General features: G+C 60.6%; 32 protein-coding genes. 7 read left to right on the top strand and 25 right to left on the bottom strand.

Translation table 11 applies throughout. The annotated features are described in order from the left end of the window. Positions 1-100: 100 nt before the first annotated feature. The 18 genes from K529_RS14310 to K529_RS14225 form a co-directional block, all read right to left on the bottom strand. Positions 101-1,918: a phage tail protein gene (locus K529_RS14310; RefSeq protein ID WP_227512329.1), complete on the bottom strand. Its 1,818-nt coding sequence runs from the start codon at positions 1,916-1,918 to the stop codon at positions 101-103. Then, positions 1,908-2,333, bottom strand: coding sequence for a DUF6950 family protein (locus tag K529_RS14305; RefSeq protein ID WP_005665325.1), 426 nt, complete (start codon positions 2,331-2,333; stop codon positions 1,908-1,910). The genes K529_RS14310 and K529_RS14305 overlap by 11 nt, the downstream gene beginning before the upstream one ends. After that, positions 2,330-2,917, bottom strand: coding sequence for a hypothetical protein (locus K529_RS14300; RefSeq protein WP_005665323.1), 588 nt, complete (start codon positions 2,915-2,917; stop codon positions 2,330-2,332). The genes K529_RS14305 and K529_RS14300 overlap by 4 nt, the downstream gene beginning before the upstream one ends. Beyond that, positions 2,914-3,576: a hypothetical protein gene (locus tag K529_RS14295; protein ID WP_005665322.1), complete on the bottom strand. Its 663-nt coding sequence runs from the start codon at positions 3,574-3,576 to the stop codon at positions 2,914-2,916. The genes K529_RS14300 and K529_RS14295 overlap by 4 nt, the downstream gene beginning before the upstream one ends. Next, on the bottom strand, positions 3,576-5,555 hold the full coding sequence (locus tag K529_RS14290) for a hypothetical protein (RefSeq protein ID WP_052699537.1): 1,980 nt from the start codon (positions 5,553-5,555) through the stop codon (positions 3,576-3,578). Before K529_RS14290 ends, K529_RS14295 begins: the two co-directional genes overlap by 1 nt. After that, entirely contained in the window at positions 5,552-5,707 is a 156-nt protein-coding gene (locus K529_RS23495) for a hypothetical protein (RefSeq protein WP_157859741.1), read from the bottom strand. Before K529_RS23495 ends, K529_RS14290 begins: the two co-directional genes overlap by 4 nt. A 140-nt stretch (positions 5,708-5,847) precedes the next feature. Beyond that, positions 5,848-6,192 (bottom strand): hypothetical protein, encoded by a 345-nt coding sequence (locus K529_RS14280; protein ID WP_005636653.1) that lies wholly within the window; start codon positions 6,190-6,192, stop codon positions 5,848-5,850. Then, a complete protein-coding gene (locus K529_RS14275) occupies positions 6,192-6,611 on the bottom strand; it encodes a phage tail tube protein (RefSeq protein ID WP_005636651.1) in 420 nt (139 codons plus the stop codon). Before K529_RS14275 ends, K529_RS14280 begins: the two co-directional genes overlap by 1 nt. After that, a complete protein-coding gene (gene gp17, locus K529_RS14270; RefSeq protein ID WP_005636649.1) occupies positions 6,604-6,996 on the bottom strand; it encodes a tail completion protein gp17 in 393 nt (130 codons plus the stop codon). Before gp17 ends, K529_RS14275 begins: the two co-directional genes overlap by 8 nt. 2 nt (positions 6,997-6,998) lie before the next feature. Continuing rightward, positions 6,999-7,451 (bottom strand): HK97 gp10 family phage protein, encoded by a 453-nt coding sequence (locus K529_RS14265; protein ID WP_005636646.1) that lies wholly within the window; start codon positions 7,449-7,451, stop codon positions 6,999-7,001. Between the two features lie 2 nt (positions 7,452-7,453). Beyond that, positions 7,454-7,780, bottom strand: a complete 327-nt coding sequence (locus K529_RS14260; RefSeq protein ID WP_110590724.1) for a head-tail adaptor protein — start codon at positions 7,778-7,780, stop codon at positions 7,454-7,456. Positions 7,781-7,782: 2 nt separating this feature from the next. Further along, positions 7,783-8,349, bottom strand: a complete 567-nt coding sequence (locus K529_RS14255) for a head-tail connector protein (protein WP_227512328.1) — start codon at positions 8,347-8,349, stop codon at positions 7,783-7,785. 9 nt (positions 8,350-8,358) lie between these two features. After that, positions 8,359-9,642 (bottom strand): phage major capsid protein, encoded by a 1,284-nt coding sequence (locus K529_RS14250; RefSeq protein ID WP_046002367.1) that lies wholly within the window; start codon positions 9,640-9,642, stop codon positions 8,359-8,361. Positions 9,643-9,727: 85 nt separating this feature from the next. Then, positions 9,728-10,321, bottom strand: a complete 594-nt coding sequence (locus tag K529_RS14245; RefSeq protein ID WP_009177939.1) for an HK97 family phage prohead protease — start codon at positions 10,319-10,321, stop codon at positions 9,728-9,730. 11 nt (positions 10,322-10,332) lie between these two features. After that, positions 10,333-11,649, bottom strand: coding sequence for a phage portal protein (locus K529_RS14240; RefSeq protein ID WP_052699535.1), 1,317 nt, complete (start codon positions 11,647-11,649; stop codon positions 10,333-10,335). Beyond that, positions 11,649-13,484 (bottom strand): terminase large subunit, encoded by a 1,836-nt coding sequence (locus K529_RS14235; RefSeq protein WP_046002364.1) that lies wholly within the window; start codon positions 13,482-13,484, stop codon positions 11,649-11,651. The genes K529_RS14240 and K529_RS14235 overlap by 1 nt, the downstream gene beginning before the upstream one ends. After that, on the bottom strand, positions 13,481-13,960 hold the full coding sequence (locus K529_RS14230; RefSeq protein ID WP_039983245.1) for a P27 family phage terminase small subunit: 480 nt from the start codon (positions 13,958-13,960) through the stop codon (positions 13,481-13,483). The genes K529_RS14235 and K529_RS14230 overlap by 4 nt, the downstream gene beginning before the upstream one ends. A gap of 117 nt (positions 13,961-14,077) precedes the next feature. Next, a complete protein-coding gene (locus tag K529_RS14225) occupies positions 14,078-14,440 on the bottom strand; it encodes an HNH endonuclease signature motif containing protein (protein ID WP_046002363.1) in 363 nt (120 codons plus the stop codon). 328 nt (positions 14,441-14,768) lie between these two features. On the opposite strand from K529_RS14225, the gene K529_RS14220 reads away from it, so the two are divergent. The 3 genes from K529_RS14220 to K529_RS14210 all read left to right on the top strand — a co-directional run bounded on the left by K529_RS14220 (position 14,769) and on the right by K529_RS14210 (position 16,041). After that, a complete protein-coding gene (locus K529_RS14220) occupies positions 14,769-14,975 on the top strand; it encodes a cold-shock protein (protein WP_046002362.1) in 207 nt (68 codons plus the stop codon). 558 nt (positions 14,976-15,533) lie between these two features. After that, positions 15,534-15,803: a DUF982 domain-containing protein gene (locus K529_RS14215; RefSeq protein WP_005623498.1), complete on the top strand. Its 270-nt coding sequence runs from the start codon at positions 15,534-15,536 to the stop codon at positions 15,801-15,803. A gap of 40 nt (positions 15,804-15,843) precedes the next feature. Beyond that, the gene (locus tag K529_RS14210; protein WP_005623501.1) at positions 15,844-16,041 is read left to right on the top strand and encodes a hypothetical protein; all 198 of its coding nucleotides are present in this window, start codon (positions 15,844-15,846) and stop codon (positions 16,039-16,041) included. Positions 16,042-16,295: 254 nt separating this feature from the next. Here the strand turns inward: K529_RS14210 and K529_RS14205 are convergent, their stop codons facing one another. The 7 genes from K529_RS14205 to K529_RS14175 all read right to left on the bottom strand — a co-directional run bounded on the left by K529_RS14205 (position 16,296) and on the right by K529_RS14175 (position 19,909). Next, the gene (locus tag K529_RS14205) at positions 16,296-17,027 is read right to left on the bottom strand and encodes a hypothetical protein (RefSeq protein WP_005623504.1); all 732 of its coding nucleotides are present in this window, start codon (positions 17,025-17,027) and stop codon (positions 16,296-16,298) included. Further along, a complete protein-coding gene (locus tag K529_RS14200) occupies positions 17,024-17,608 on the bottom strand; it encodes a hypothetical protein (protein WP_005623508.1) in 585 nt (194 codons plus the stop codon). Before K529_RS14200 ends, K529_RS14205 begins: the two co-directional genes overlap by 4 nt. A 195-nt stretch (positions 17,609-17,803) precedes the next feature. After that, positions 17,804-18,457 carry a hypothetical protein gene (locus tag K529_RS14195; protein ID WP_005623511.1) on the bottom strand — a complete coding sequence of 218 codons (654 nt, stop codon included), beginning with the start codon at positions 18,455-18,457 and terminating at the stop codon, positions 17,804-17,806. Further along, a complete protein-coding gene (locus tag K529_RS14190; protein WP_005623515.1) occupies positions 18,454-19,080 on the bottom strand; it encodes a hypothetical protein in 627 nt (208 codons plus the stop codon). Before K529_RS14190 ends, K529_RS14195 begins: the two co-directional genes overlap by 4 nt. 24 nt (positions 19,081-19,104) lie before the next feature. Next, positions 19,105-19,371 (bottom strand): hypothetical protein, encoded by a 267-nt coding sequence (locus K529_RS14185; protein ID WP_005623519.1) that lies wholly within the window; start codon positions 19,369-19,371, stop codon positions 19,105-19,107. Beyond that, positions 19,368-19,691, bottom strand: coding sequence for a hypothetical protein (locus tag K529_RS14180; RefSeq protein ID WP_005623523.1), 324 nt, complete (start codon positions 19,689-19,691; stop codon positions 19,368-19,370). Before K529_RS14180 ends, K529_RS14185 begins: the two co-directional genes overlap by 4 nt. Beyond that, the gene (locus K529_RS14175) at positions 19,688-19,909 is read right to left on the bottom strand and encodes a hypothetical protein (RefSeq protein WP_110590981.1); all 222 of its coding nucleotides are present in this window, start codon (positions 19,907-19,909) and stop codon (positions 19,688-19,690) included. Before K529_RS14175 ends, K529_RS14180 begins: the two co-directional genes overlap by 4 nt. 86 nt (positions 19,910-19,995) lie before the next feature. Here K529_RS14175 and K529_RS24065 point away from each other — a divergent pair, with 86 nt between their 5' ends. The 4 genes from K529_RS24065 to K529_RS14155 all read left to right on the top strand — a co-directional run bounded on the left by K529_RS24065 (position 19,996) and on the right by K529_RS14155 (position 21,672). Then, positions 19,996-20,259, top strand: a complete 264-nt coding sequence (locus tag K529_RS24065; RefSeq protein WP_005623529.1) for a helix-turn-helix domain-containing protein — start codon at positions 19,996-19,998, stop codon at positions 20,257-20,259. A 310-nt stretch (positions 20,260-20,569) separates the two neighbouring features. After that, the gene (locus K529_RS14165; RefSeq protein ID WP_046002361.1) at positions 20,570-20,851 is read left to right on the top strand and encodes a hypothetical protein; all 282 of its coding nucleotides are present in this window, start codon (positions 20,570-20,572) and stop codon (positions 20,849-20,851) included. Between the two features lie 50 nt (positions 20,852-20,901). Next, positions 20,902-21,375 carry a hypothetical protein gene (locus K529_RS14160; protein WP_227512327.1) on the top strand — a complete coding sequence of 158 codons (474 nt, stop codon included), beginning with the start codon at positions 20,902-20,904 and terminating at the stop codon, positions 21,373-21,375. Positions 21,376-21,435: 60 nt separating this feature from the next. Then, positions 21,436-21,672 (top strand): helix-turn-helix domain-containing protein, encoded by a 237-nt coding sequence (locus K529_RS14155; RefSeq protein WP_005628319.1) that lies wholly within the window; start codon positions 21,436-21,438, stop codon positions 21,670-21,672. Positions 21,673-21,841: the final 169 nt, after the last annotated feature.

Raw genomic sequence — 21,841 nt, 5'->3', positions numbered from 1 at the left:
GCATCCAAGCCAGGAAGTCATCCCGTTCCGGAGCATGCGCTGATCGAGGAGGGTTCCCGTAGAGAACCCCCTCAGGTGTAAGTGCCACCATGATTGTCACCTATGCTGTAAATGTTTCCGAGGCCGACCAATCAGAGACACCAAGCCCGTTGGACCGGTTTCTGATTTGCACCTCATAGTCTTCGCCAGACACCAGATCTGACACGTTGAGCGTTGTTTGCTCACTCCCCACTGCGCTCTGCGTCCAGAGGGGCAGGAATGAGAGCCGCCGATAACGGATATCCTGAAGGTAAGCCGGGCTTTGCGCGTCCCACTCAAACGTGGCCGCGCCATTGCCTGCAGTCGCGACGTGGAAGCCCGATGGGACCGGCACGCCCGTTTGCCCTTCAACCGCCTCATATGTCGGGCGCGCAGGCTCCTCTGCCGCCGTAAATGCAAAGTCATCCGGCTGCACTGTATTGGCAGAGAGCGAGAACAGCCCGAGGCTTTCGCGCGCCATCTCCCCAACCTCAAGATAGAGATCCAGCCCCAGTTCAGGATGCACAAAGCGCACAAACCGATGCGCACGCCCCCCAGATCGGCCCCCGAGGATCTCATACCCCTTCATGCCGATGGTGCCCCTCAGTTGATACTGGGCGTGCTTTGAGCGGGCCAAGCGCTTGTTGAGCCGGGCCGCCTGGAAGTGATTGGTGACCATGAAGATCTGCGGCTGATCCGTGACAGGCTTGGCCGCAATGCGCGCCACCCAGGCCCCGCTGGGGGTTTCCCGCCACCCATTGTCCGGCTCGGTATAAAGCGCTGCGACCTCATCAGGCGCATCGGCCCCATATTGACCCTCGGTGAGCTCAAACGACAGAAAGTCATCAGGCCCCAACGTCAGCTCAGGCTCCAGCCAGCGCCCGACAGTGAAGCCAACTTTGCCATCCGTGCGATCATAGACAAAAGCATCACAGGCCGTGGCCAGTTGTGCGCGGTGGGTCTCATAATCCTGCTCATCAGACAGCGTGCCATTCAGCTCCCATCTTTTGCGGGGAATGCCAGCCGCATCCGGCTCAACGAGATCACAGGCGTCTGCCTCATCCGCGATCTCATCCCAATCGACCTCCCGCCCCATGACATTGACGCACCAATCCGCAAACACCAGGGCCGCATTGGATGAGAACTTGTACTGACCGTCACGCGGATCATAGAGATCCTTCTTCCCATCCAGCACCGGTGAGTACTGCCACTGACGCCCCCCAGGAAACACCTGCGTGTAAGACTCGTTTGGCGGTCGCGCCGCCCAGATCACAGCCCCGGCCAGCCCCTCAAAGTCAAACTCTGAGGTGATCTCTGCAAAGGCGGCATCAAGACCAGCATGCACCGCTTGCCCGGGATCTCCGGTAAAAACATCAACGCGCCCATAGCCTGCAATTGGGTTTTCCGAGATATTGCTGGCGTTGGTGTCCACCGCATCGGTAAGGCTGACAATCCGCTCATCCAAACGATGCTGAACCACGCCTTTGATCGGATGCGCGGCGAGTATGGGAACATACCAGCGTTTGTCATTTGCAAACCCGGTAAATCCAATCGGGCCGCCCTTTCTCGTGCGCCCATAGACCCATTCCGCATAAGACACCGGCTGCGCAAAGTTCACCATGCGCTCAATCGGAGAGGCATTCGCCGCCGCAGGCGACGGGGCCAGTTTGGCGGCCAGGGCCGAAAGACCAATAGCGACCACAGTGCGCACCACAAACCCACCCACCAAAGTGCCCGCAAATGCAGCCCCTGAGGCATAGGCCGCCGTGGCTGCCAGCGCCGTGCTGGCCCCAACCCCAAGTGCGCCGCCCACAAAGGCCACAACAGGGGCCGCCTCCGCCGGTCGCGGCGAGAGCATGGTGGATCCCAGTAAGGCGGCGAACAATACACTACGCGTCATAGCCAACTCCCCAGATGGCCAGGACCTCAAGAACACCCGCAGGTTTAATGGTGGTCGTGCCGCTGAGACCTTTGCAGCCCCACGCCGTGCCCAACCAGATGCCGCCGCAGGGCGCATGCCGCCCCTCACCATCGCGCAACATCAGCACAGCGACATCCCCCGGTGAAGGCAGGCTGACGCGCGGCAAACCTCCAATGGTGTCCAGACAGGCTTCCACCGCGTCCACGGGATGGCGCAGAAAGCCGGTTTCGCGCTGACAAGATCCGCGGCTGTCATAAACCCCACGAATAGAGGCCGCGGGATCTTTCCCTGTGACCCGCAGCACCCAATCCGCCAGGCAGATCATGCAATCCGTCTCGCCCCAGATGAATGGCTTGGCCATCCAGGCATGCAGCTCTTGATACAGTGGCGTCATCCGAACAGTTTTTCCTCTTCAAAATCCGTGGTGGGCATATGTTTGAGCGAGGGGTTGTCATGCCCGATCAGCTTGGCGTGCCCTTCGGTGTTGAGAACGATGCGCCGGGCGGCGCGCCGGTTTTCCGTCCAGGCCTCAAACCCCAGCGTGATGGATCGATCCTGCGCGCCGCTCACCCCAAAGGTCAGCGAGCGCATGGTGCGCTGCATCCACTGAACCGGGGCGACCTTGGGCGCATAGAACTCCTCAATCGAGGCGCAGGGCTGCACATAAAAGGTGATCTTGCGGCCCGCGATATAGGCAAAGCCCAGTGCTTTGACCTGCGCGATCAGATCGTCTGCATCAGGATCCTGGAAGAACGACAGGGTGACAGAGCCTTCCGGCGCTTGTCCGTCCAGCGCGCTCCCCAGGCTCGAGACCGAGGCGAGCTGCGTGCCGAACCACTGATCCCCGTTGACGTCAACAAAGACCCCATCCGTGCCAATGATAAAGCGAGCGGGCCCGTCTGGCGTCTCAATGGCGCAGAGATCCAGACCACCTTTGAGTGTGCCACCGGGATCAAAGCCCTCGGGAAAGAAGCTCATCGGTTCAATACCTCTCGGAAGCTCAACCTGGGGCGGGACACCATCGCCAAACCATAGCTGCTGCGCCCCATTCCCTCCTCGACGGCCTCAAAAAGCCCCTGTCCCTGCAGGCGGATCGGATCTCCCCTGGCAATCGCGCCCCGCAGCGGCATCTGGATCTCCAGAGCGCACACACCACCGGCCCGCTCTTCAACGGATGTCACCACAAACGGCCACATCTGGTGGCTCATGATTTGCCCGGGTCTGGGACTGTGTTCGGCACCAGAGATCACGATGCGCGTTGCCCCCGCCGGGGCATCGCTGTCGGCAAAGCACAGCGGGTCATGCGCAAAGCCAGCCCCGCTTGCGAACAGGCCACCACCTGCAAAGCCGAGCGGTTGCTGAGATCGATCTCCGTCAAACCCCACCGGGTCGATCATGGTGAGCTTGTAGATCCCAAGTCGTCCCTGGGCTTGCGCGCGCACCGTGCGCCACATGGCCATCGCAGCCGTATCCAAAAACAGGCTGGGGGATCCGATCCAGCGCGGGAATTTGTTGAAGACAACGGCGGAGTTGCCGCCGGTGGTGTCGCCATTGGATTGGCCGCGCCAATCAATATCCCAATCCACCTCCACGAACCGCAACAGCTCGTGAGGCACCGTCACAATGGGGCGTTTCATCAACCCTTCCTATTCAAGTGATTTTGCAAGTTTCCGGAGGTCTTGCGATCTTGCATTTGCATCGCCGCTGAGGAGGTCTGCACGGCAATCGCCCCGGCGATCTGCTCAACGGCAGCGCGCCAGTTTCCATCCTGATCGACAAAGACACGAATATCCGCAACGCCACCGCCAGAAAGCGCGCCTCTTGTGGCTTGTGCGGTTGAGACCCGCGCGCCGCGTGGCAAGTTGACCAGCTCCGGACCTCGCTCGCCCACAAGGGCAATCCCACCTGGTGCCGACAGCGTGCCATTGGCAAAGCCGGGAATATTCTCAAAGACATTGCCAAACAGAGAGCTGAACGCCTTGTTGGCAAAAGCCGTTGCCAGACTGGAGGCCACCTCGCTCAGCGCCTCCTTGAAGCTCTTGGCCCCCGTCACCAAACCTGCAAACGCCGACTGACCGGCGGATTTGACCGACTGCAACTCTTGCGCCAGCCCCTCCACCGCTTCAGAGGCACGTCCCGCACCTTTGCCGCCCTCGCTGCCAAGTGTCGTCAGAGACTCTGTCACCCGATCTGTCGCAATCGCGCCACTCTCGGATTCCTCGCGCGATTTGCGCATGGCCTCGCGCAGCACTTCCATACTCGACAGCGGGCGTTGCGCGGCTTGCGCCAAGACATCCGCCCGCGCCCGGGCGGCATCCGCAGAGGCCAAATAGCCATCTGCCGCCGAGGTGGTCTCATAAGAGGCCGCGCGGGCTTTCACCGACGCCCCGTGCAAATCCTCCACAACCCATTTGAAGCCGGGAATCCCATTCATCGCACCCGCAAGATTGCGCAGGAAGATCGACCAGCGGGTCTGCAAGGTCGCAATCATCTCGTAAAAGCCACTGCTGACATGATCCCAGGTGGCACTTAACGAGGCCCCCATCGAGGAGGCCCCAAGACCCATGCGCTCCCAGACCTCGCCTGCAACGGCTTTCATCAGCCGAAGCGCTTCACCAAACCCGCCCAAACGGCTGATCAGACGCGACAGCTGATAGACCAGCTCACCTGCGCCAACGATCAAGGCACCGATCCCGGTGCGGATGAGCGCGCCCCGTAAAAACACCAGCGCCCCCGATAGGGTTGCCGTGGCCAGTTTGGCCGCCACTAGGGCCGCCACATAGCGTGTGCCAAAGCCAGCCACCGCCACGGCGAGATAGCTGCCCATCCGCTGCAAATTACCTGTGAGCCCATCAATCACGGCCCGCAGCGTGCCCCCCTCGCGCAGACTGTCTGTCATGGCCTTTGCCAGGCGACCAAGGGTGGGCACCAAGGCTTGCGCCAACCGTTGGCTGGCATATTGGCTGACCAGCGCAAGGCGGGCGATGCGATCATTGGCCAGCTCAATCTCAGCCGCATCAACACCACGCACCGCCAGGCCGTAGTCTTCAATATCGGAGCGCGCCTGCCGGATAGCGTCACCGCCGCTCAACATCAAAAGCACCATTTCCCGATTGCGCACGCCAAGATCGCGCAGCACCGCAGAGGCCTCACCCGTGCTCAGCCCCAATGCCTTTATCCGATCCGCAATACGCGCCAGCTTTTGATCCGCATCCGTATCCGCAAGATCCTGCACAGTGAGACCCAAAGCATCCAGCGCCCGCTGCGCATTGCCAGATGTGCCGATTGCGGCAATCTCCCGATCGATGGTCTGAATGTCATTTGTCAGGCTCGACAGGCTGACACCCGCTTCCCCTGCCGCCAGTTCCAGCGCCCGGAATGCCCCAATGGACGCGCCCAGACGTCGCGCCGATTTGGCGGCCTTGTCGAGATCCCGCGCCCCCGCAAGGGCTGCAGCGGTGATCGCGCCCCCCGCCGCCGAGGCCGCAGCCGCGACAGCGAGGAACTGTTTCTTCATGCCCGCGAGAGGCGATTGAACCCGTTTGCTGCCCCGCTCGAATTTGGCGCTATCAAGCCCCAGGTTCACCCGCAGAGCGCCAATCACTGATTTTGTCATGTCACCTCATCAGCGCCCCAGGCGCGCGCAAGCGCCAGGACCATTGCCTTTTGCACCTCAGGCGGCTGCGGTTTGGCCGCAGCACCTTCCACGAATTGCGTAAAATCGGGGATCTGATCCGCCCGCATCAGGGCCGCGACATGCCACGCCAACCAGGACCGATCCCGCTGCTCACGCTGCAGCCTGTCTCGCGCCCCTTGCATTTGCGCGAAGTACAGACGGGGCGTCAGAGACCAGAAAGCCGCCGGATCAAACCCAGCGGCAACATAGGCCCGCAACAAAGCGAGATAATCTAGGCCGCGCTTCCCGCGACCGCCGGGCCGTTTCCCGATGTATCGCCCTCATCCAGTTCCGGCGAGGCAGAGGCGATCACCCGCGAGACAGCATCAAGATCGGCGCTCAAGACGCTGCCCGCATCCTTCAAGCTGGCATCCTCATGGTGGTGCTGCAGGAAGGCATGCATGATGTGGCGCAGGATGACAAAATCCACATTGTCCTCTTCCACCCCCTCAAAGGCATCAAGCGCATCCATGCCCGTTGCCTCTTGGAACGCGATCATCGCATTGAAGTCACAGCGCAGTTTCCAGATCTTGCCATCGGCGGAGACCTCGGTTTCTCCCAGGAATGAGTTCGCCATCATGCCACCGCCAATAGAGGCTTGCCGGAGGGTTTTACCGTCAGCGTTGCCGTCATCTTGTCATTGTTCAGCTCACCTGCCTCGAGGCCAGTGATCACTGCGAGGAACGTCAATGTGGTCGAGCCATCAGGCCAGCCGATCTGGCACCATTGCTTGCCCGCATCAAAAGCCGCCACCAGCGTTTGATACACCGCTGGTGTGAAGTTCAGCACCATCTTGGCCTCGCCGGCCTGTTTGATGCCGGCAATGAACTCCTCAAACTGTTCGGGGCTCTTCAAATGCGTGGCATCGATGGCGTCACGCGACAGCCCCGGTGGCGTGATGCTGGTCACTTCCGCAAGCGCAGGGAAAGGCCCGGCTTTTGCTTCGGCCATTCCAAACGTTGAGTTATAGCCGATATCGGCTTGGGTCTCAGACATGAGCTGTCCTCCAGTTTACAAAAAAATCCAAGGAAACGCGGCAGGGCCGGTCTGCCTCATTCGATCCGCGTTCCGATGTGTCGCGTTCCTCCATGAGAAACACGCCTCGAAAGCCGTCTTGCCGGTAGCCATCCAGTGTCAGCTTCACGGCTTGCGCCAATGCTCTGGCCTCGCTGTAGTGAAGGGCGTAGCAATCAACCTGCACCCGCCCTTGAAACAGACCGTCAGTGCCCTGAAGCGTATGTCCCTGGGTGCCACCCACCTGGTGCAAGGCAATGGCCGGGTAGTCATCGCCTTGCGGGCGCGCACCCCAATCGACACGGTTGGCGCAGAGTGCGGCCACCGGGGCTGAGGCGCGCAAGATGGCGCGCAGTTCAATATGCATTGCTACATCCTTTTGGCCGCACGACGCTCAGCGCGGGCGATGGCCTTGGACAGCTCCGCCCAGAGATCCTCGCCCAAGCGCTTCAGCATGGCCTGGTGATCGCGGTCCCAGGCCGGACGCGCCCAGGGCTGCGGGGCTTGGTGTTCGTTGCCGAACTCCGTGTTGTGCGCCTGTGGCAGCGGACCAGCCCCCACAAACATCTCAACAGCCGCCCGGTCATCACGGAACATCCTGCGATGCTGGGCACGCTGGTGTGGGGAGAGCTTGTCACTCACCGCGATACTTTCCACCAGATCACCATCTCCTCGAGGAGCCGCCAGCCGCATCAGCTTGGCCATTGGCTCTGCCGAGGTTTTCAGCGCGCGGCGCAAGACACCTTTGCCTGCCACCTTGCTCAGAGCGTCCAGCTCCTCTTCCAGCGCGCTGAAGCCCTCAACTTGCATCTCAAAAACCATCGCTAGACCTTAGCAACAGCCGTGATCTCGAGATATCTGCGCCCGTCGCCGATGTCCTTCACGCCCAGGATCTCGTAGTCTTTCCCCCGGAACCTCAGCCGGTGTTGCGGCGTGACCTTTGATGCAATCCCCCAAGCCAGACATTGGAAACGCGACATCTGTGAAGCGGTCACCTGACCGTTGCGCCACTTCTCGCCATCGCTCACGGGGATATGTTTGCACCATATCACCGGACCGACGGGCTCAAAGGTTGTCGCGCGCCGATACCCATCATCCTCTTTATGTGGCGCAAGAAACTGAACCTTTGCGCTTCGCTCAGCAACGCGCATGGTCATCGCCACCAGCGTTTGTAAGAGGACACCAAGCGGTTGATTGAGGCCGGAACCTCCACCGGGGTCTCACCAAACACAACAACCTCCCGTGCTTCATAGAGATGCGCCGCAAAGAGCAGGATGGCATGGCAGATGGGCTTGGGCACATCGGCAGCCGTGCCAAAGCCCGCGGTAAAGCGGATCTTGAGGGGCAGGGGGCAACGCCCCGGGCGGGGCCAGTCGCGCGCCTGGACATAGAACCGCCCACCGAGCTCAAAGAGCTCTGGCGATGTGACAACATCCCAAGTTCCCGCAGGGGTATAGACCTCGATCTGATCCACCGAGGCCACCGGTCCCAGCATCAGCTCCACCGATCCACCCGCCCCGGGCACATGGGGAAAGCTCTGCTGCCAGACCTGATGCACTAGCGCGAGGCCCAGCTCGCCGTCGTCGCCGTCAAACTGCGCCACCGCCACATCCAGACAATGCTGCAGGCGACCATCCTCTTCGCCCTCTTCCAGCCGCAGATGCGCGCGCAGTTGGGCGAGATCCACCGGCACCTCTGCCGGTGGGGTAAGACGCTCCATCGCCATGGCTCAGGCCGCTTTCATCTGCAGGACCTTGATGGCCTTGGTCTGCGCCGGGGCTCCATCGATGCGATGCACCCCCATAATGGCGAGGTTGGGGAAGAACTTCTCGCGCGCCACACCCAGAAGCGGATTGCCCACTTTGCGCACGTAATATTCCGAGAAGTCACCGTAAGCGATGGGCTTGGTGCCCGCACCGATCTGCGCCATCGCCTGGTTAAACGACACAGGCCGCCCGTTGAGCGTGGCAGGCACGCCCTTGGTGACATCGCCATCGGACCACAGATAGCGGCCATTGCCATCCTTGAGCTTGCGCAGCGCCTTCACCGACTGGTCATGCATCTGGTAGCGCACCTTGGGCCCACCGCGATAGGCCGGGTCCACCGAGTGCTCCAGATCCAGAATCTCATCAAAGGTGAGTGCATCGGTGGCAGTGGCCACATGGCCCACCGGCGCACCGGTGACAAAGCCCAGAGGCTCATTGTTGCCGCTGCCGGTGGTGAGCCAAGCATTGCCCTTGCGCCCGATCCGCTCGCCGATCAGCTTGCCCAGAAGTGGCTCAAAGCCAAAGGCGGAATCCTGCGCCAGCTCAAAGGACCATTTGATCCAGGGCGTCGCCAGCGCATAGGCCAGCAATGTGGTCTTGCCGAGTGCAATGTCACCGCTGTCATCATCCTTGCCCTCATCGCCCTCCGTGTGGGGTTTGGCCTCTTGGGTGGTGTCATCCACCGTCGGCAGATCAAACGGCGCGCCATTGGCGAGGTTGATCTCCGTGGCGATCTGCCCATCCATCATCGGGCCATGGGCGGCAGCGGCCACATTGATAAAGCCCGCCAGCGTGGTGGGCACCAAAAAGCCACCCTGCGCGCCGGTGCCCGCGTTTTGCGCCCGGTCTTCGCGGTAGCCCCGGCGCAGGGCCTCGCGCGCTTCACGGTCCAGCTCCGACAGATCCGCCCCGGTGGCCAGATACAGCCGGAAGGCCTCGCGGTATTCTTCGCTCACATCCGCGTCGGGCTGATGGCGGGTCTCGTCCTGACCCGGACGGCGGCTCTCGCGCTCTGCACGCTCTTCCTGCTCGCGGCGTTCCTCGGCCTCGCGCTGTGCTTTTGCCGCCCGCTCTTCGCGCTCGGCTTCTTTGATGAGACCATCGTATTGATCCATCATCGCGTCGAACTTGTCATTGGCGGCGCGCGCCTCGTCCAGCGGTGTTTTGTCGGTGATCCCATCGCGCAGGCTGGTGGCCTCGGTGAGAAGTTTCTGTGCGGTCTCGCGCAGTTCTTTGATCTTGCTCATGATATCCTCATTGAATGTGGTGATGGATGTGGTGGTCTGCGCTTGCCCAAGGCGCGGCATGGAAAAGGGCAGGACAAAGCGCCGATCAGCGCAGCCCCGACAGACGCCCGCGCATCTGCATCCGGCGGCGCACGCAGAGCGCGCTGCCGCCAAGAGCCGCCGCTTTGGAGCGAAGGCCAATCTCTGTGCCCTGATAGGCAGGGTCGGTGACAATCGAGACATCGAAGAGCCGCACCGAGCCGATGCTGCGCAGCGGATGCGCGCCGCTCTCATCCCAGGTCTCTTTCTCGGCAATGAAGGCAAAGCTCATCTTGGAGAGATCGCCGCGCCGCATCTTGGGCAGGATCCGCTGCACATCCGGATCCTGCCGGTCCAGCTCCGTCTCCACCCGCAGACCGCGCTGATCCTGCGACAGCATCAGCGTGCCGGAGCTGGTGCGCGCCAGCGGCAGCCCCTCGTGGTCGATCAGAAAGGTCACATCATCGCGCCGGTCCAGCGCAGCGCTGAAGGCTCCGGCCTCCACCACCTCTTCCCAGCCCCATTTATCGAGCGGGCCGATGGCGGTGCGCTCGCCAAACACCGCCGCATAGCCCGTGACCGCCAGTGGTTTGTCGGTGTCTTCGCGCAGCTCAATGGGCGCGACGGCGCAATAGCGCACCTCGCGTGTTGGATCGCTCATCCAAGCCTCCGTTAGTTTGTGTTGGGTTCCGCGTTGCCGTCCTGATCGTCAGGATCGGCAGGGGTGGTGTCGTCTGTTGGGGCAGGGGGCGGCGCGGCCTCCACCGCCGCGCCCTTGGCAAAGGCCTTGCCCGCCAGCTCAATCGGCACGGTTGCGCCCTGTACCAAAAGCACATCGCCGCCGGGCAGCGGCGCACGGTTTTCCAGCGCGCGCCCCTCATTGGGGGTCATCAGCCCGTTCTGGATCGCTTTGACAATCGCCTCGATGCGGGTCTTGAAGTCGCCCCGCATCATGCCGTCGAGGTTCAGTTTGACATAGCGTTTGGAACCGCGCCCGAAGATCTTCAGCGTCAGCTCCTGTTCGAACTTCTTCACCCAGCGCCGCAGCGTGTGTTTGACCAGGTGAAGATCCTGATGCTCGATATTGTTGTAATTGCCCTTGCTGAGTTCCTGCAGGAACACCGGTGGCAGCTGATAGATCCGCGCCACTTGCCCCACCGCAAAGACCTGCACCGGGGTGAGCTGCATCTTCTCCGGATCATCGCCAAGCCGCTTCAGCTCATGGCCCGCTGGCAGCGGCAGCACCGGCTTGCCCTCATCCGCTGCCCGCCGCGTCACCCGCATCAGATCCGCCGCTGAGCGCATCATCTCCTTTGCGGCCTGGAATGGGCCCGTGAGCACATAGGGCGGCACGCCGTTTTTGCCAAAGACCGTCAGCGCATAGCGATTGGCATTGAGCCCCTGGCGAATGGCGCTGGCGCAGGTCATCACCGGATTATGGCTGCTCACATGATCCGGTTTGAGCAAAAAGGCGATGTCGATCACATCGCGCCCCGGGTAGGTCTTCACCCGCCCGGAAGGCTCGCGGTAGTCATAATAGAGCCGCCCCTGATCCTTGCGCACCGTGGTGCGGTGATACTCCATCGGAAACAAGTTGATCACACGACCCTGCGCGTTGCGTTCAATGTAGGTATAGGCGCGCCCGGGGCCAAAGACCTCGGCAAAGAAGGTCTCGCGCCAGCTAAACGACGTGGTGCTGTCATTCACCGCCGCGCCCAGCACATCCACCACGCCGCCTTTGAGCTTCTTGTCTCCACCCTCATCACTCGTGGTCTCAAAGACCTCAATGGGCAGACCGGCCATGGCCGCCGACAGGAAGTTGATCGCCGCCCAGACGCCGGGCAGCGACAGGGCCTCGCGCATGCTCACCCCTTCGCCCACCTCACCGGAGAGCACCTGCGCAATCGCCGCCTCGCCACTGTCCACCAGCTCGGCGCGCTGTTCTGGCAGGCCTGCGCCTTCAGTCGCCGCGCGTCTGCGCCACCCCATCAATCCCACAGCATATCCTCCAGAGAATACTCATCATCGCCCCAGGGCGACTGTTCCTTGCCCGCCCGCTCGCGGCACAGCGCAATCCCCGCCGACATCGCCAGCGAGACCATGCCGTCGATGCGACCATGGGCCTTTTCCTTGTCAAACATCCGGTGCCCGGTGCGGTTCTCCGCGTAAGTCACCGAGGCCGCCATACTGTCCAACAGCGGGTTCTGCGCCACGGTCTGGCGGCCGTCATAGATGGCGTTTTCCAGCTTGTTGATGGAATCCGGCATCCACAGATAGATCTCCACCTCTTGCCCCGGATTGGTGGGATCCGGCACCTTCTCCAGCACCCGCTTCTGAAAGCCCTGCGGATGCACCTCTGTGGGCAGCACCAGGCCTTTTTCCGTCAGACTGTCTTTGAGCCGCTCCAAGCCATACTGATCGCAGGCGATCACCTCCGGCTGATAGCGGGAGGTCAGATCCGCCAGCGCGTCGGCCAGCCAGGGGTATTTAAGCCGATCCCCTGGCACCGCCTCGATGAACCCCTGCCGCACCCAGAGATCATAGGGTGCCTGATCGCGCGCCGCGCGTTCCATCAGCGTGCCCTCCGGTGTCCAGAACCAGGTCTTTGAGACCAGGCGCTCGGCGTCCTTGGTGGCATCCAGCACCCAGGTGAGGGTCAGCGCCGAGAAGTCGCGCACCTGGCTGAGATCCAGCCCGCCAAAACAGGGATATCCCTGCGCGGTCAGCTCTTCGGGATCCACCTCGCCATGGCAGGCCACCCAGGCCTCGCGCCGGATCGCCGCCGTCACCGATTGCGTCCACTGGCAAAAATGCAGCCGCGCAATGCCGTTGCGCTTGCCCGGCATCATCTTCGCCTGGTTCACCACCTTGGTGAGATATTCCTCATCGATGGTGACGCCCAACAGCGGGTTCACCTTCACCCAGCAGCTTGGATCATTCTCCCAATCATCGCCCTCATCCAGCGAGCAGATGAAGGCAAATGTGCTGTCATCCTCGACCGCGCCGGTGACCACATTGACGCCATGCTGGTGCTCTTCCCAGCAGATCGATTTTTTATCGGTGCCGGAGTTGGTCGCCATGCACAGGAGCGGCTGTTTGCGGAACTTAAAGCCCCGCTCCAACATATCGATCACATCCCGGTTGGGATGCTCATGCACCTCATCGGTGAGCGCGCAATGCGGGCGCGGGCCGGATTGCGCCTTTTCCGCCGAGAGCGGCTTGAACTTGCGCTTGTCGCCCCCGCGCCCCCGGTAGGTCATCTGCCAGACCGGGTTCTCGCCCTGCTGCTGCACCGTCCGCTTCAGCACCGGCGATTGATCCACCATCGCCACCGCATCCTGGAACAGGATCCCCGCCTGATCTTTCTTGGCTGCCGCTGCATAGATCTCGGCCCGGGGCTCGCCATCGGCCACCATCATGTAAAGCCCAATGCCGCCCAGCATCGGCGATTTGCCGTTGCCCTTGCCTTCCTCATCGTAAAACCGCGTGAACCGCCGGAGCCACGCGCCGTGCTGGGCGCTGTATTTTTGCCAGCCAAAGAGCGAACCGATCCGGAACGCTTGGCTTGGGTGCAGCTCAAAGGGTCGCCCCTCAAATTGCCCGCCGTTGAGCCGCAGCACCTGCGGAAAGAAGCGGATCGCCCGCAGCGCCGCCGCCAGATCCCATTTGAGCCCGCGTTTGGGCCCCTCAACGAGATCGCGCAAATGCCGATCTGCCGCCGCCCGCACATATGGCCCGGCCACAACCTCACCGGCCTCAACCGCTTGCGCCCAGGCTGTCACCGGATCCTCGCTGGCCGAGACCCGCACATGCTCTGCGCTCACGTCAGATAGCTCTCAGGCCCATTGGGATCGGCAAAGCTAAACCCCATCTGCCCCGCGCCCGAGAGACCCCGCTCCGCTGCTGGCGTCATGCCAAAGTCATTGGCCAGCCCACGGATCTGGCGGAAGGTCTCATTGAGCTGCGCCACCTCGGGCCGCGCCTTGATCTGCACCCCGTTGCGCGTCTCGCTCTCATAGGTCTCGCCGGTCTCCTCCAGCTCCAGCTCCAGACGTTCAAACCGCAGCACCGCTTTGCAGAGCTGTTTGAACATCATCACATTGCTGGGCTTCAACCGGTCCACCGTCGGGTGACACAGCGGCAGCGCCAGCCGGTCAAAGGTCCAGCGCAGCTCACCGGTCAGCCCCTCGGGCCGGATCTCCTCCAGGCGCATCCGCGCCCGCTCTTCCAGATTGTGAAGCGGCGCACCCTCTTCCGCGAGGGCCACAACTTTTTCCTCTGCCGGTCTGCGCCCTCGCATATCCCGATCAACTCCTTGTTCATGTGGCTTTTTCTATTCAATTTCCACTTTGCACAGACAAAGGCTCCCCCTCCGGTTGCCACCGCATCCGGAATTCCTTCGAACCCTCCCCCCGGCTTATCGGTTGGCGGGGTGCTGCGGATCCACTGGCCAGCCGTCCGCGCCGCGCTCTTCCGAGAACCCGCGCGCCTCCAGCCGTTGTTTGTTCTGATCATGATCATCCGGGCACAGCGTCTGCAGATTGCCCGGATCCAGAAACAGCGCCGGATCGCCCCGGTGCGGGATCACATGATCCACCACCAGGCGGCAGCGCTTGGGGTTACCCTGTCGCGTGCCCGACGCCGTTAGCGTGCCGTCATTGACGATACCCCGACGCAAACACGCCCGGCACAGTGGCTCCCGCGCCAGATGCTCAGGCCGCAGCCGACGCCGCCACGCCGACAGGTTGTACAAATGGTGATACGCGCTCCGTGCCGTCATACCATACCCCCGGAACGCAAAAGCGCCCGCCGGTTTCCCGTGGGCGCAATCAGTGATGATGCATATTTACTGGCATGCCGGTGACAGCAGCGTCAAGGGGGGATCTGGGGGGCTCATATTCAATTCGAGATTGATTGAAAGTGGTTGCTGCATCTCTGCCGTGAAAAGAATCCTTGCATTGTTGCGGCTAAGCGACCATCTGTGGCTAGCTTACGTTTCTTCTCTTCGAATTTCTGCTCCCGTGAAAACGGTATCGGTTGGTCGACTTGGATCGACTTTTGCCGACCTGTCGCAATTCCGCGGACAGATTTTTTAGGAGATTACGGATATGGCCAATGGCACCGTAAAATGGTTCAACTCTACCAAAGGCTTCGGTTTCATTCAGCCCGAAGATGGCACTCAGGACGTGTTTCTGCACGTTTCCGCAATTGAGCGCGCTGGAATTAACCGCATCGATGACGGTCAGAAAGTGACCTACGACATCGAAAGCGGTCGCGACGGTCGTACGTCAGCCAATAATCTGACGCTCGCTTGATAGCCATTGCTGGGGAGAAGGGTAGATGACCGAGGCCCCAGCAAACAAAGACAGCACGTCTGAGAACGTTTCGGAAAAAGAGTGTTCAGAGACAGCGGGAGTAACTAGCTCCTTCTATTGCCTCATTACACTTCGAGAACATTCGCAGAGTGCAAATTTTTCCGAGTGAGTGCGTTGAGTGATTTCACCTTGGACAAGGTGATTGCTCCGCAACTCACTTGGGCGGCCTGTGGCGAGGAACCCTTCGCCACAGGCATTATCCAGACATTTCAGGTATCAGTCCCGAAACTTGGCAGCGAGTCCATATGGGATACTTGCTCTGAGATGCGCATTCCTCGCGTGCAGCGAGCGTGCGAATGACTTCACCTTATACACCCGGTAGGTGAAGCACCTCACACCGATCAGATTGCTTGGCGTATTCCTTGGTAACAAGTGAGCGCCATCTAAACCGATCCGACGTGCCACCCTGAATGTCGCGCGAACCGCGTACTTCGGGTGTGTTCAATTTCCCAAGGCGACCAATACAGGTTGCCCAGTGGGCAAAACTAAGACGAGAAAATGATAGAGATTTTTTGGGGCCCAACGTTGGTCCTTACCGATGCTGAAACAGGAAAACAGGAGTCCTTTGGGACTATTGAGAAGGCTCACCACTGGCTTGACCGAAAATGGCCTGTTTCAGATAGAGCCAGTGAGGTCGCTCTCACACAAGTCGAAGCGGCAATGGAATGCATGGCCACGGTGCAAGAAGCGCGCTCGGCGTTCAAGGGAGCCGCTTTCACGGCTGGTTTTCATATCGGCGCAGATGGTGGCCAACCGAACTCTCTTTGAGAAAGCCGTGCCACAAGTTCACTTATGGAAAGGACATCGAATGCAATTAGCAATTGAAATGGAGTTGGCTCGACTTGGAGCTACCAACCCGAAAAAGACCGTCAATCCCGAAGCCATTAGGCACAGCCTAACGGCCCTGCAGTCGGTTTTTGATGCCGCACTGTCCGAACTGACGAGCTTGGAACAAGTCGGTATGATTTCAGGAGAGATTTATCTGCGCCGGTCTCTTGTACAGTAAAGCGAAACAACACGCTTTAGCTGAAGGCGGGCTTCGAGTCGGCGCCACTGCGGTTACCTCGATCGAAACCGGACATGTTGAACTGGTTTTGATTGTCAGGGGACCAGTTACTCGAGGGGGGACAACTGTGTGGAAAGCTCGCCATGATGAGTTCGAAATCTGGCACTTAGAGAAGCATTTGACGGTATCTGGCGTGTTGGGCTGACCCAGGGGCGCATACAGAGTAACAGCACAACATCGCCTAGCTTCGACCATCACCAAACCATCCGCCCGAACACCTCAACCAAAGCCTGCCGCACCGCGCCTGACGTCTGCCCCCGGACACTCCACCCATGCGCCCGCAGCACAGCGCTGATCGGCTTGTCCTCCAGGCACACCATATCCACCAGCCGCCGATCCGTGATGTTCAAACGTGAGCCACGTTTGGACGGTCGGATCTTGCGCACTGCCATGGCAGTGCCATTGCCGATGCGCCTGCGGATGCGTTCGATTTCTTCGCGATCCCGAAGCACCGCATCGATGAAGCTGCCACTGCCACCACCGCCACTGCGGAGTGCCTCAACAGACGAACACCGGACACCGGCACAAGCGTGACGCTCCACCAGATCCCGGTAATACCGCCCAGCCGCAACCTGCTCGCGGGTGAACGGCGGAGGCTTGCCGTTGCTGGCTGCCTTAGCCGTCATCACGTCGAAGACATCCGCGCGCTGCATGGCCGACCGGCCACGATAGCCCGAAGGGCGGGCGACCCAGTCGTCTTTGCCGTCAGGAAACAGGCTCATCGGTTGGAATACACGAATGGCACCCCGGGCAGGGGCCTCAGGGATCGCATCACCGCAGACCTCCGGCACCTGGCCCCGCGCTTTCACCGCTTTGATGCGATCCGCCTCCGCCTTCAGGCGCAGTTGGCGTGCCGCCATGAACTTTGCCACAGGGGTCAGATCTGCCACGCCATCAGATGCGACGATCACAACATGCTCGCTCATGCTGCTGCACCCCGCTGCGCCTGGTCTGCAATCTCCCGACATTTCTGCAGCGCTTCAGACCGGCGGGCGCGAAAGCTCTCATCCTCCATCGACAACCGATCCCCACGGCCAACGCGCATTTCGATATCCGCCATCCGGCGCACAGCCCCATCCGCCTCATTGCGGATCTGGGTGATAGTGTACGGCCCCGGCCAAACGCGCGCACCGCGCAGGTAGCGCAGCAACTCCGGTGCCCAGCCCTCAGCAAGTGCCTTATGTCCAAGTTCGCCTGTAAAGGCTTTCAACAACAACGGCGAAGGCCCGCTGTCCGGGAACTGGATATCGCGCGCCTTGTTCAGGATCTTGAGCCCAATCGGAAACCGATCCTTATCTTTGCCGCCCGGGTGCGCCTCAACCCAATCCCGCAAGATCGCAAGGTTGGCCGGGGTCATATACGCAAGCTTCTGACGCAGCTCACGGAGCATCACCGCAAACTGCGCCTTGGTCAGCGTGGAAGGCCGCGCCAGCCCCAACGCCTCCAGCGGCGTGATCAACAAATCCTGCACTCGCGCCTCACCGGCTGCCTGTTCTTTCGCATCCATTCCTGTGCCTCTTCTTCTCAGCGTTCCGACATATCCACAGGCTGCTCGGCCCGAGTGGGAGCGGAACGAAATCTCATTTCATATTCTCTCATTTCATTTCCTCTCTTATGCCTGGAACTGTTCCATTCTGTTCGGAACTGTTCTGGTATGTTCCGTTCTGTTCCGCCCACAGGTGGCCGGATTTCTTCAATGATTTCAGGGAGCGCGGCGCGGGCGACCCACAATGCCCTCAGAGACAGCCTCTTTGAGCGCACGCCCGATGGAGGCTTGGAACTGCGGCATGCGCCGCTGACCGGGGTGGTGTTTGAGCAGCCAGTCATCCACCCACGCCACGGCCAGCTCATCGGAACACAGATCCTCGCTGCAGCCGATGTCGCGCAGCACCTCGATCAGCCGTTTGCGCCGTGCGTAGACCGCCTTGTCTTCATTACTGGCCTTGTGCTCCAGATGACCGCGCAGCGCGGCCTCCATAACCTCTTGCACCACCGGATGCGCCAGACGAATTGCGCCATTGTCACAGCGCACCGGGTTCCAGTTATAAAGCGGGTTAAACGCCCGCTCTTTCAGCGAGATCCACCGCTCCAGCGGCAACCCCAGCAGAAAGGCCAAGCTGTCATCGTCGCTGGGCAAGGTCCCCAAGGGGGCCTCACCATGCGACTTGAAGAACAGCTCCATGCCGAAAAAGCCAACTTCCGGGTCGCGGTAGGCCTTGCGCCGGAAGTCACTGCGGTCATAGCGATCATGGTTGAACGGCATGAAGTAATGCGAGTCCAACCGGCTTTCTGCCGAGATCGGGTATTCTGGCAGATCCGAGGCCTCCACCAGCTTGACCTGCGCAACCTGTGTCATTTGACCCTCACCAGGTTACGCGGGCCAACGGCGTCTTTGATCTGATCTAGCGTCTTGGACATCGAGGACACGCGACCAATGACAGCCTCAAGGCTCTCCACCTCCAATTTCGCGGCGGTCAGACGCGCCTGCGTGTCCTGCATGAACTTGCGGATTTCATCGCCAAGGGCGGCCATGTCGTCATTTGTGCCACCCGGCCCAAAGAACTCATCGCGGATACCCGCGACCCAACCCGGCATGACATTAAGCACCTTGGCCACCGTGTCATCGGTTTCGCCACCGCAGTAACACTGCCGATCATGATCATAGACCTCGTTTAGGATATCCATGATCTCGCGCTTTTGCACCCGCGTCGGTTCACGCGGGGCCGTTTCGGCAGGTGTTTTCTGCCCTGTTCTTGCTGCCATTTTCTCCACCTTTCTTTTTGCCTCACAGGTGCCGCACCGCAGTCGTTTGCCGATGTAGGACCACCCCAACCGTTGAATTTTGGACACCGCCTGGCCGTGCCCGTCGCTGCCATCCCGCCCATGGCGGGCCGCGACCGTGTCCTCGCGCCCGCAATCATCGCAAATGCAGCGGTAGCGCGGTGCGCCGCGCGCATCTCGAACTGGATCAAGCGCCATAGCGGCCCCCCGTTGCGCGCAACATCAGGCTGCATCCCCGAACAGAGCCGAAAGCTCGCTATCCAGCGCCTCGATCATCAGTGGGCCGTTATCCAGCGCGTTGCTCCGCGCCATTTTGCGGTAGGACCCGGCCCAGCCGCGATAGCGACAGATCTGAGAGCAGGTCTGCATCGAGGTCTCGGTAAATTCGGCCATATCCCGCAGGGTGCATTCCCCGGCGCTGTCTTGGATTAGCCACCAGATCTGATAGGCGATCCGTTCGATACGGGGTGAGGATCTCTGCAACATCATGCGGCCCTCGCCAATTGATCCTGAAAGAACGCCGCCGCGCCGGGATCGGTCAGGATCATCAGCAGGGCGGTATGGCTGGCAGGCGCTGTCACCGCGCCCCACCAGTTGAGCGCGGTCTGAAACGACACATCGCAAAACAGCGCCACCTCGCGCGGGCTGTGAAACCGCGCGTGGAAATAGGCCGACCAAAGGTCAGGCGTGCTGATCTTCAGCGCATAAGGATCCAACTGATTTGACCAAGACGCTTGGTCAGCTGACGTGCCACGCTCATCGCATGGCACATCATTGTTTACGATCAGGGTTAGACGCGGGCGGCTCATGCGGCGGCGTCCTTTTGCGAGGAGGGCCGCACCATTGCGAACCATGCGGTTTCACAATTTACGCCCCGAGCCTCACACAAAACCTTGATGCTCAGATACCACGACGCAGGGAAGGCCCCTCGCGCAATCGCATTGCTCACGGCTGTAGGCCCAACGCTGACGGTATCTGCGATCTCTTTTCTGCCGATCACGTCGGCGATCTGGGAAACGTTCATCATAAGCGCAATATCCACGTTTTGTGGATTCGCTCAAGTCCACATTTTGTGGTTTGCTCAAAATTCACAAAATGTGATCCAAAGAGCCTATGAACATAGCCAACAAATCCTACCCCGAGATCGCTGATCGCCTAGTTGCCATTCGCAAAGCGTTCGCTCCCGATGCGAACCAAAAGGAATGGGCTGCCAAGCACGGCTTCAATGCGACTCAAGTGAATAACTGGGAGAAGGGTCTCCGGCGTATCCCCGTAGAAAGCGCCGAAAGACTCTGTGAAACCTACGGTGTGACCTTAGATTTCATATACCGTGGTAGAAGGGACGGGCTGTCAGAGACTGCGTCGAAAGTCCTCTGATCGCACCGGCCTATGTGCTTCACGACGTGATCCAGAGGCACATTCAGCTCATCTGCGATCTCAATCATCCTGTCTAACCTCTTATCTACTACCTTCATACGCTCTTTGCCCGCTGCGTGTTCTCTTTTTGTTCCATGGATAGAGCTTCGCACCGACACAGGTCAATCGCTCTTCTGAAGAGGCACGTTCACTAGATTTTTAGAGCGTTGAATCACTTGGCGAAATCCAAAAATCCACAAATTGTGTTTTTTGTATTGCAATATCCACATTATGTGAATTATCGTGCGTTCATCAACCGATGGAGGATTGAATGCAAGACAGACTGGAAACCGTGCTGCGGGACGCGCAGCAGATCGCAGGCTCGCCCGAGGAACACCTCGACAGCCCGCACCTCTTCACAACTGCCTGGGCAACGCTGAAGGCCGCGCGCGGTCAGGGCTTTGACCCGGCGCGCCTGCGGGCTGCGCATCTGGTTGAGCGCCCGGCGCCGACGCCAGAACCGACCGAGCAGGTTCTGGAGCGGGTGGGCCACAAGGTGCGTCGTGTCATGGCGGATCGCCAGATCACCCCGCACGGCCCCCATGCGGCGTAAGGCGAGGCGCACCCGCAATGACAAACCCTATCTCTCACGGTTCCGCACCCATGGCGGACGCCCCCCGCGGGCTCCGCCCGTCTGAGGTCAATGAACATCTGCGCCGCGTTGGAGGATTGCGCGGCGTAGCCAACACCGAGGTTTCGCACCACACAGTTGGTGCGGATCTGGCGCGGGCGGATCAATCCTCCAAGTTGCCCACCGCTCGCGCATCATCCACCGCGATCAACACCCTCACGCTATATGCCGCGGCGGAGACCCTCAGAGCGACACCGATGCATCAGAGGTCCGAGCAATTCGCGGATCTTGGCGGATGCATCGCTGCGCCCATGTCAGATGCATGGGTCTATGATGAGGCGCTCTGGCTGGTGGATCTGATGGGCATTCAAAGCACTGGCACATCCCGCCAGAGCGCGCTGAGCCATTGGATCAAGATCGCCTCTGCGCGCGTGTCCTGCCGCGCCAGCGATGGCCGCCCGGATTGCCCCTACAATGGGCAACCTCCCGCGCCAGCGACGCGCTGACCACCACTCACGATACACACCCAAAGACATGATTGCTCTCGCAGCAATGAAGGATAGCATATGACCCAACAACTCATCGCGGTTGATGCTGGCGCGTTAAGTGACCTCATTGATCGCCTCACCAAGATCGAAAAGATCCTTTCAGCAGCGGAATTGTCGCGTCGAGAAGATTGGCTTTCCATTCCGGAGGCTGCGCGCATCTTGAAATGCGACCCGTCCACCATCAGGCGCAAGATCAATAGTGGAGAACTGAAAGCGAGCGGAAGCGGCAAGACCCGCCGGGTACAGCTTAGGTAGAGGCAATCATCCAGCAGCAGCGTGTGTCGTCGGAATGCAACGTGCGTTGTCGTGGCGCTCCCGTGACGAACTTGTACCCTGATGCTTCCCTCCAAGCCTAAGCAAGGTTCGAACCTTAAAGCCGAGGGGCCAAACACCTGATTTACCCTCGAGGTGCCACGAAAAAGAC

Origin of the sequence: Tritonibacter mobilis F1926, assembly GCF_000376545.2 — a bacterium.
Classification (GTDB): domain Bacteria; phylum Pseudomonadota; class Alphaproteobacteria; order Rhodobacterales; family Rhodobacteraceae; genus Epibacterium; species Epibacterium mobile.
Note: the sequence above shows the minus strand (reverse complement) of the source record. Positions and strands in the feature narration are given on the sequence as shown.

Bases quoted from the DNA above. Each gene is read 5' to 3' on its own strand.
- K529_RS14265 (WP_005636646.1), bottom strand. From the start codon at position 7,451: ATGGTTTTTGAGATGCAAGTTGAGGGCTTCAGCGCGCTGGAAGAGGAG.
- K529_RS14230 (WP_039983245.1), bottom strand. From the start codon at position 13,960: ATGCGAGGGCGCAGACCGGCAGAGGAAAAAGTTGTGGCCCTCGCGGAA.
- K529_RS14240 (WP_052699535.1), bottom strand. From the start codon at position 11,649: ATGGGGTGGCGCAGACGCGCGGCGACTGAAGGCGCAGGCCTGCCAGAA.
- K529_RS14165 (WP_046002361.1), top strand. From the start codon at position 20,570: ATGCAAGACAGACTGGAAACCGTGCTGCGGGACGCGCAGCAGATCGCA.
- K529_RS14255 (WP_227512328.1), bottom strand. From the start codon at position 8,349: ATGGAGCGTCTTACCCCACCGGCAGAGGTGCCGGTGGATCTCGCCCAA.
- K529_RS14310 (WP_227512329.1), bottom strand. From the start codon at position 1,918: ATGACGCGTAGTGTATTGTTCGCCGCCTTACTGGGATCCACCATGCTC.
- K529_RS14175 (WP_110590981.1), bottom strand. From the start codon at position 19,909: ATGATGAACGTTTCCCAGATCGCCGACGTGATCGGCAGAAAAGAGATC.
- K529_RS14245 (WP_009177939.1), bottom strand. From the start codon at position 10,321: ATGAGCGATCCAACACGCGAGGTGCGCTATTGCGCCGTCGCGCCCATT.
- K529_RS14180 (WP_005623523.1), bottom strand. From the start codon at position 19,691: ATGAGCCGCCCGCGTCTAACCCTGATCGTAAACAATGATGTGCCATGC.
- K529_RS14185 (WP_005623519.1), bottom strand. From the start codon at position 19,371: ATGATGTTGCAGAGATCCTCACCCCGTATCGAACGGATCGCCTATCAG.
- K529_RS14200 (WP_005623508.1), bottom strand. From the start codon at position 17,608: ATGGATGCGAAAGAACAGGCAGCCGGTGAGGCGCGAGTGCAGGATTTG.
- K529_RS14215 (WP_005623498.1), top strand. From the start codon at position 15,534: ATGATAGAGATTTTTTGGGGCCCAACGTTGGTCCTTACCGATGCTGAA.
- K529_RS14195 (WP_005623511.1), bottom strand. From the start codon at position 18,457: ATGACACAGGTTGCGCAGGTCAAGCTGGTGGAGGCCTCGGATCTGCCA.
- K529_RS14205 (WP_005623504.1), bottom strand. From the start codon at position 17,027: ATGAGCGAGCATGTTGTGATCGTCGCATCTGATGGCGTGGCAGATCTG.
- K529_RS14190 (WP_005623515.1), bottom strand. From the start codon at position 19,080: ATGGCGCTTGATCCAGTTCGAGATGCGCGCGGCGCACCGCGCTACCGC.
- K529_RS14250 (WP_046002367.1), bottom strand. From the start codon at position 9,642: ATGAGCAAGATCAAAGAACTGCGCGAGACCGCACAGAAACTTCTCACC.
- gp17 (WP_005636649.1), bottom strand. From the start codon at position 6,996: ATGCATATTGAACTGCGCGCCATCTTGCGCGCCTCAGCCCCGGTGGCC.
- K529_RS14155 (WP_005628319.1), top strand. From the start codon at position 21,436: ATGACCCAACAACTCATCGCGGTTGATGCTGGCGCGTTAAGTGACCTC.
- K529_RS14160 (WP_227512327.1), top strand. From the start codon at position 20,902: ATGGCGGACGCCCCCCGCGGGCTCCGCCCGTCTGAGGTCAATGAACAT.
- K529_RS24065 (WP_005623529.1), top strand. From the start codon at position 19,996: ATGAACATAGCCAACAAATCCTACCCCGAGATCGCTGATCGCCTAGTT.
- K529_RS14280 (WP_005636653.1), bottom strand. From the start codon at position 6,192: ATGGCGAACTCATTCCTGGGAGAAACCGAGGTCTCCGCCGATGGCAAG.
- K529_RS14275 (WP_005636651.1), bottom strand. From the start codon at position 6,611: ATGTCTGAGACCCAAGCCGATATCGGCTATAACTCAACGTTTGGAATG.
- K529_RS14210 (WP_005623501.1), top strand. From the start codon at position 15,844: ATGCAATTAGCAATTGAAATGGAGTTGGCTCGACTTGGAGCTACCAAC.
- K529_RS14260 (WP_110590724.1), bottom strand. From the start codon at position 7,780: ATGCGCGTTGCTGAGCGAAGCGCAAAGGTTCAGTTTCTTGCGCCACAT.
- K529_RS14290 (WP_052699537.1), bottom strand. From the start codon at position 5,555: ATGACAAAATCAGTGATTGGCGCTCTGCGGGTGAACCTGGGGCTTGAT.
- K529_RS14305 (WP_005665325.1), bottom strand. From the start codon at position 2,333: ATGACGCCACTGTATCAAGAGCTGCATGCCTGGATGGCCAAGCCATTC.
- K529_RS14220 (WP_046002362.1), top strand. From the start codon at position 14,769: ATGGCCAATGGCACCGTAAAATGGTTCAACTCTACCAAAGGCTTCGGT.
- K529_RS14225 (WP_046002363.1), bottom strand. From the start codon at position 14,440: ATGACGGCACGGAGCGCGTATCACCATTTGTACAACCTGTCGGCGTGG.
- K529_RS14295 (WP_005665322.1), bottom strand. From the start codon at position 3,576: ATGAAACGCCCCATTGTGACGGTGCCTCACGAGCTGTTGCGGTTCGTG.
- K529_RS14300 (WP_005665323.1), bottom strand. From the start codon at position 2,917: ATGAGCTTCTTTCCCGAGGGCTTTGATCCCGGTGGCACACTCAAAGGT.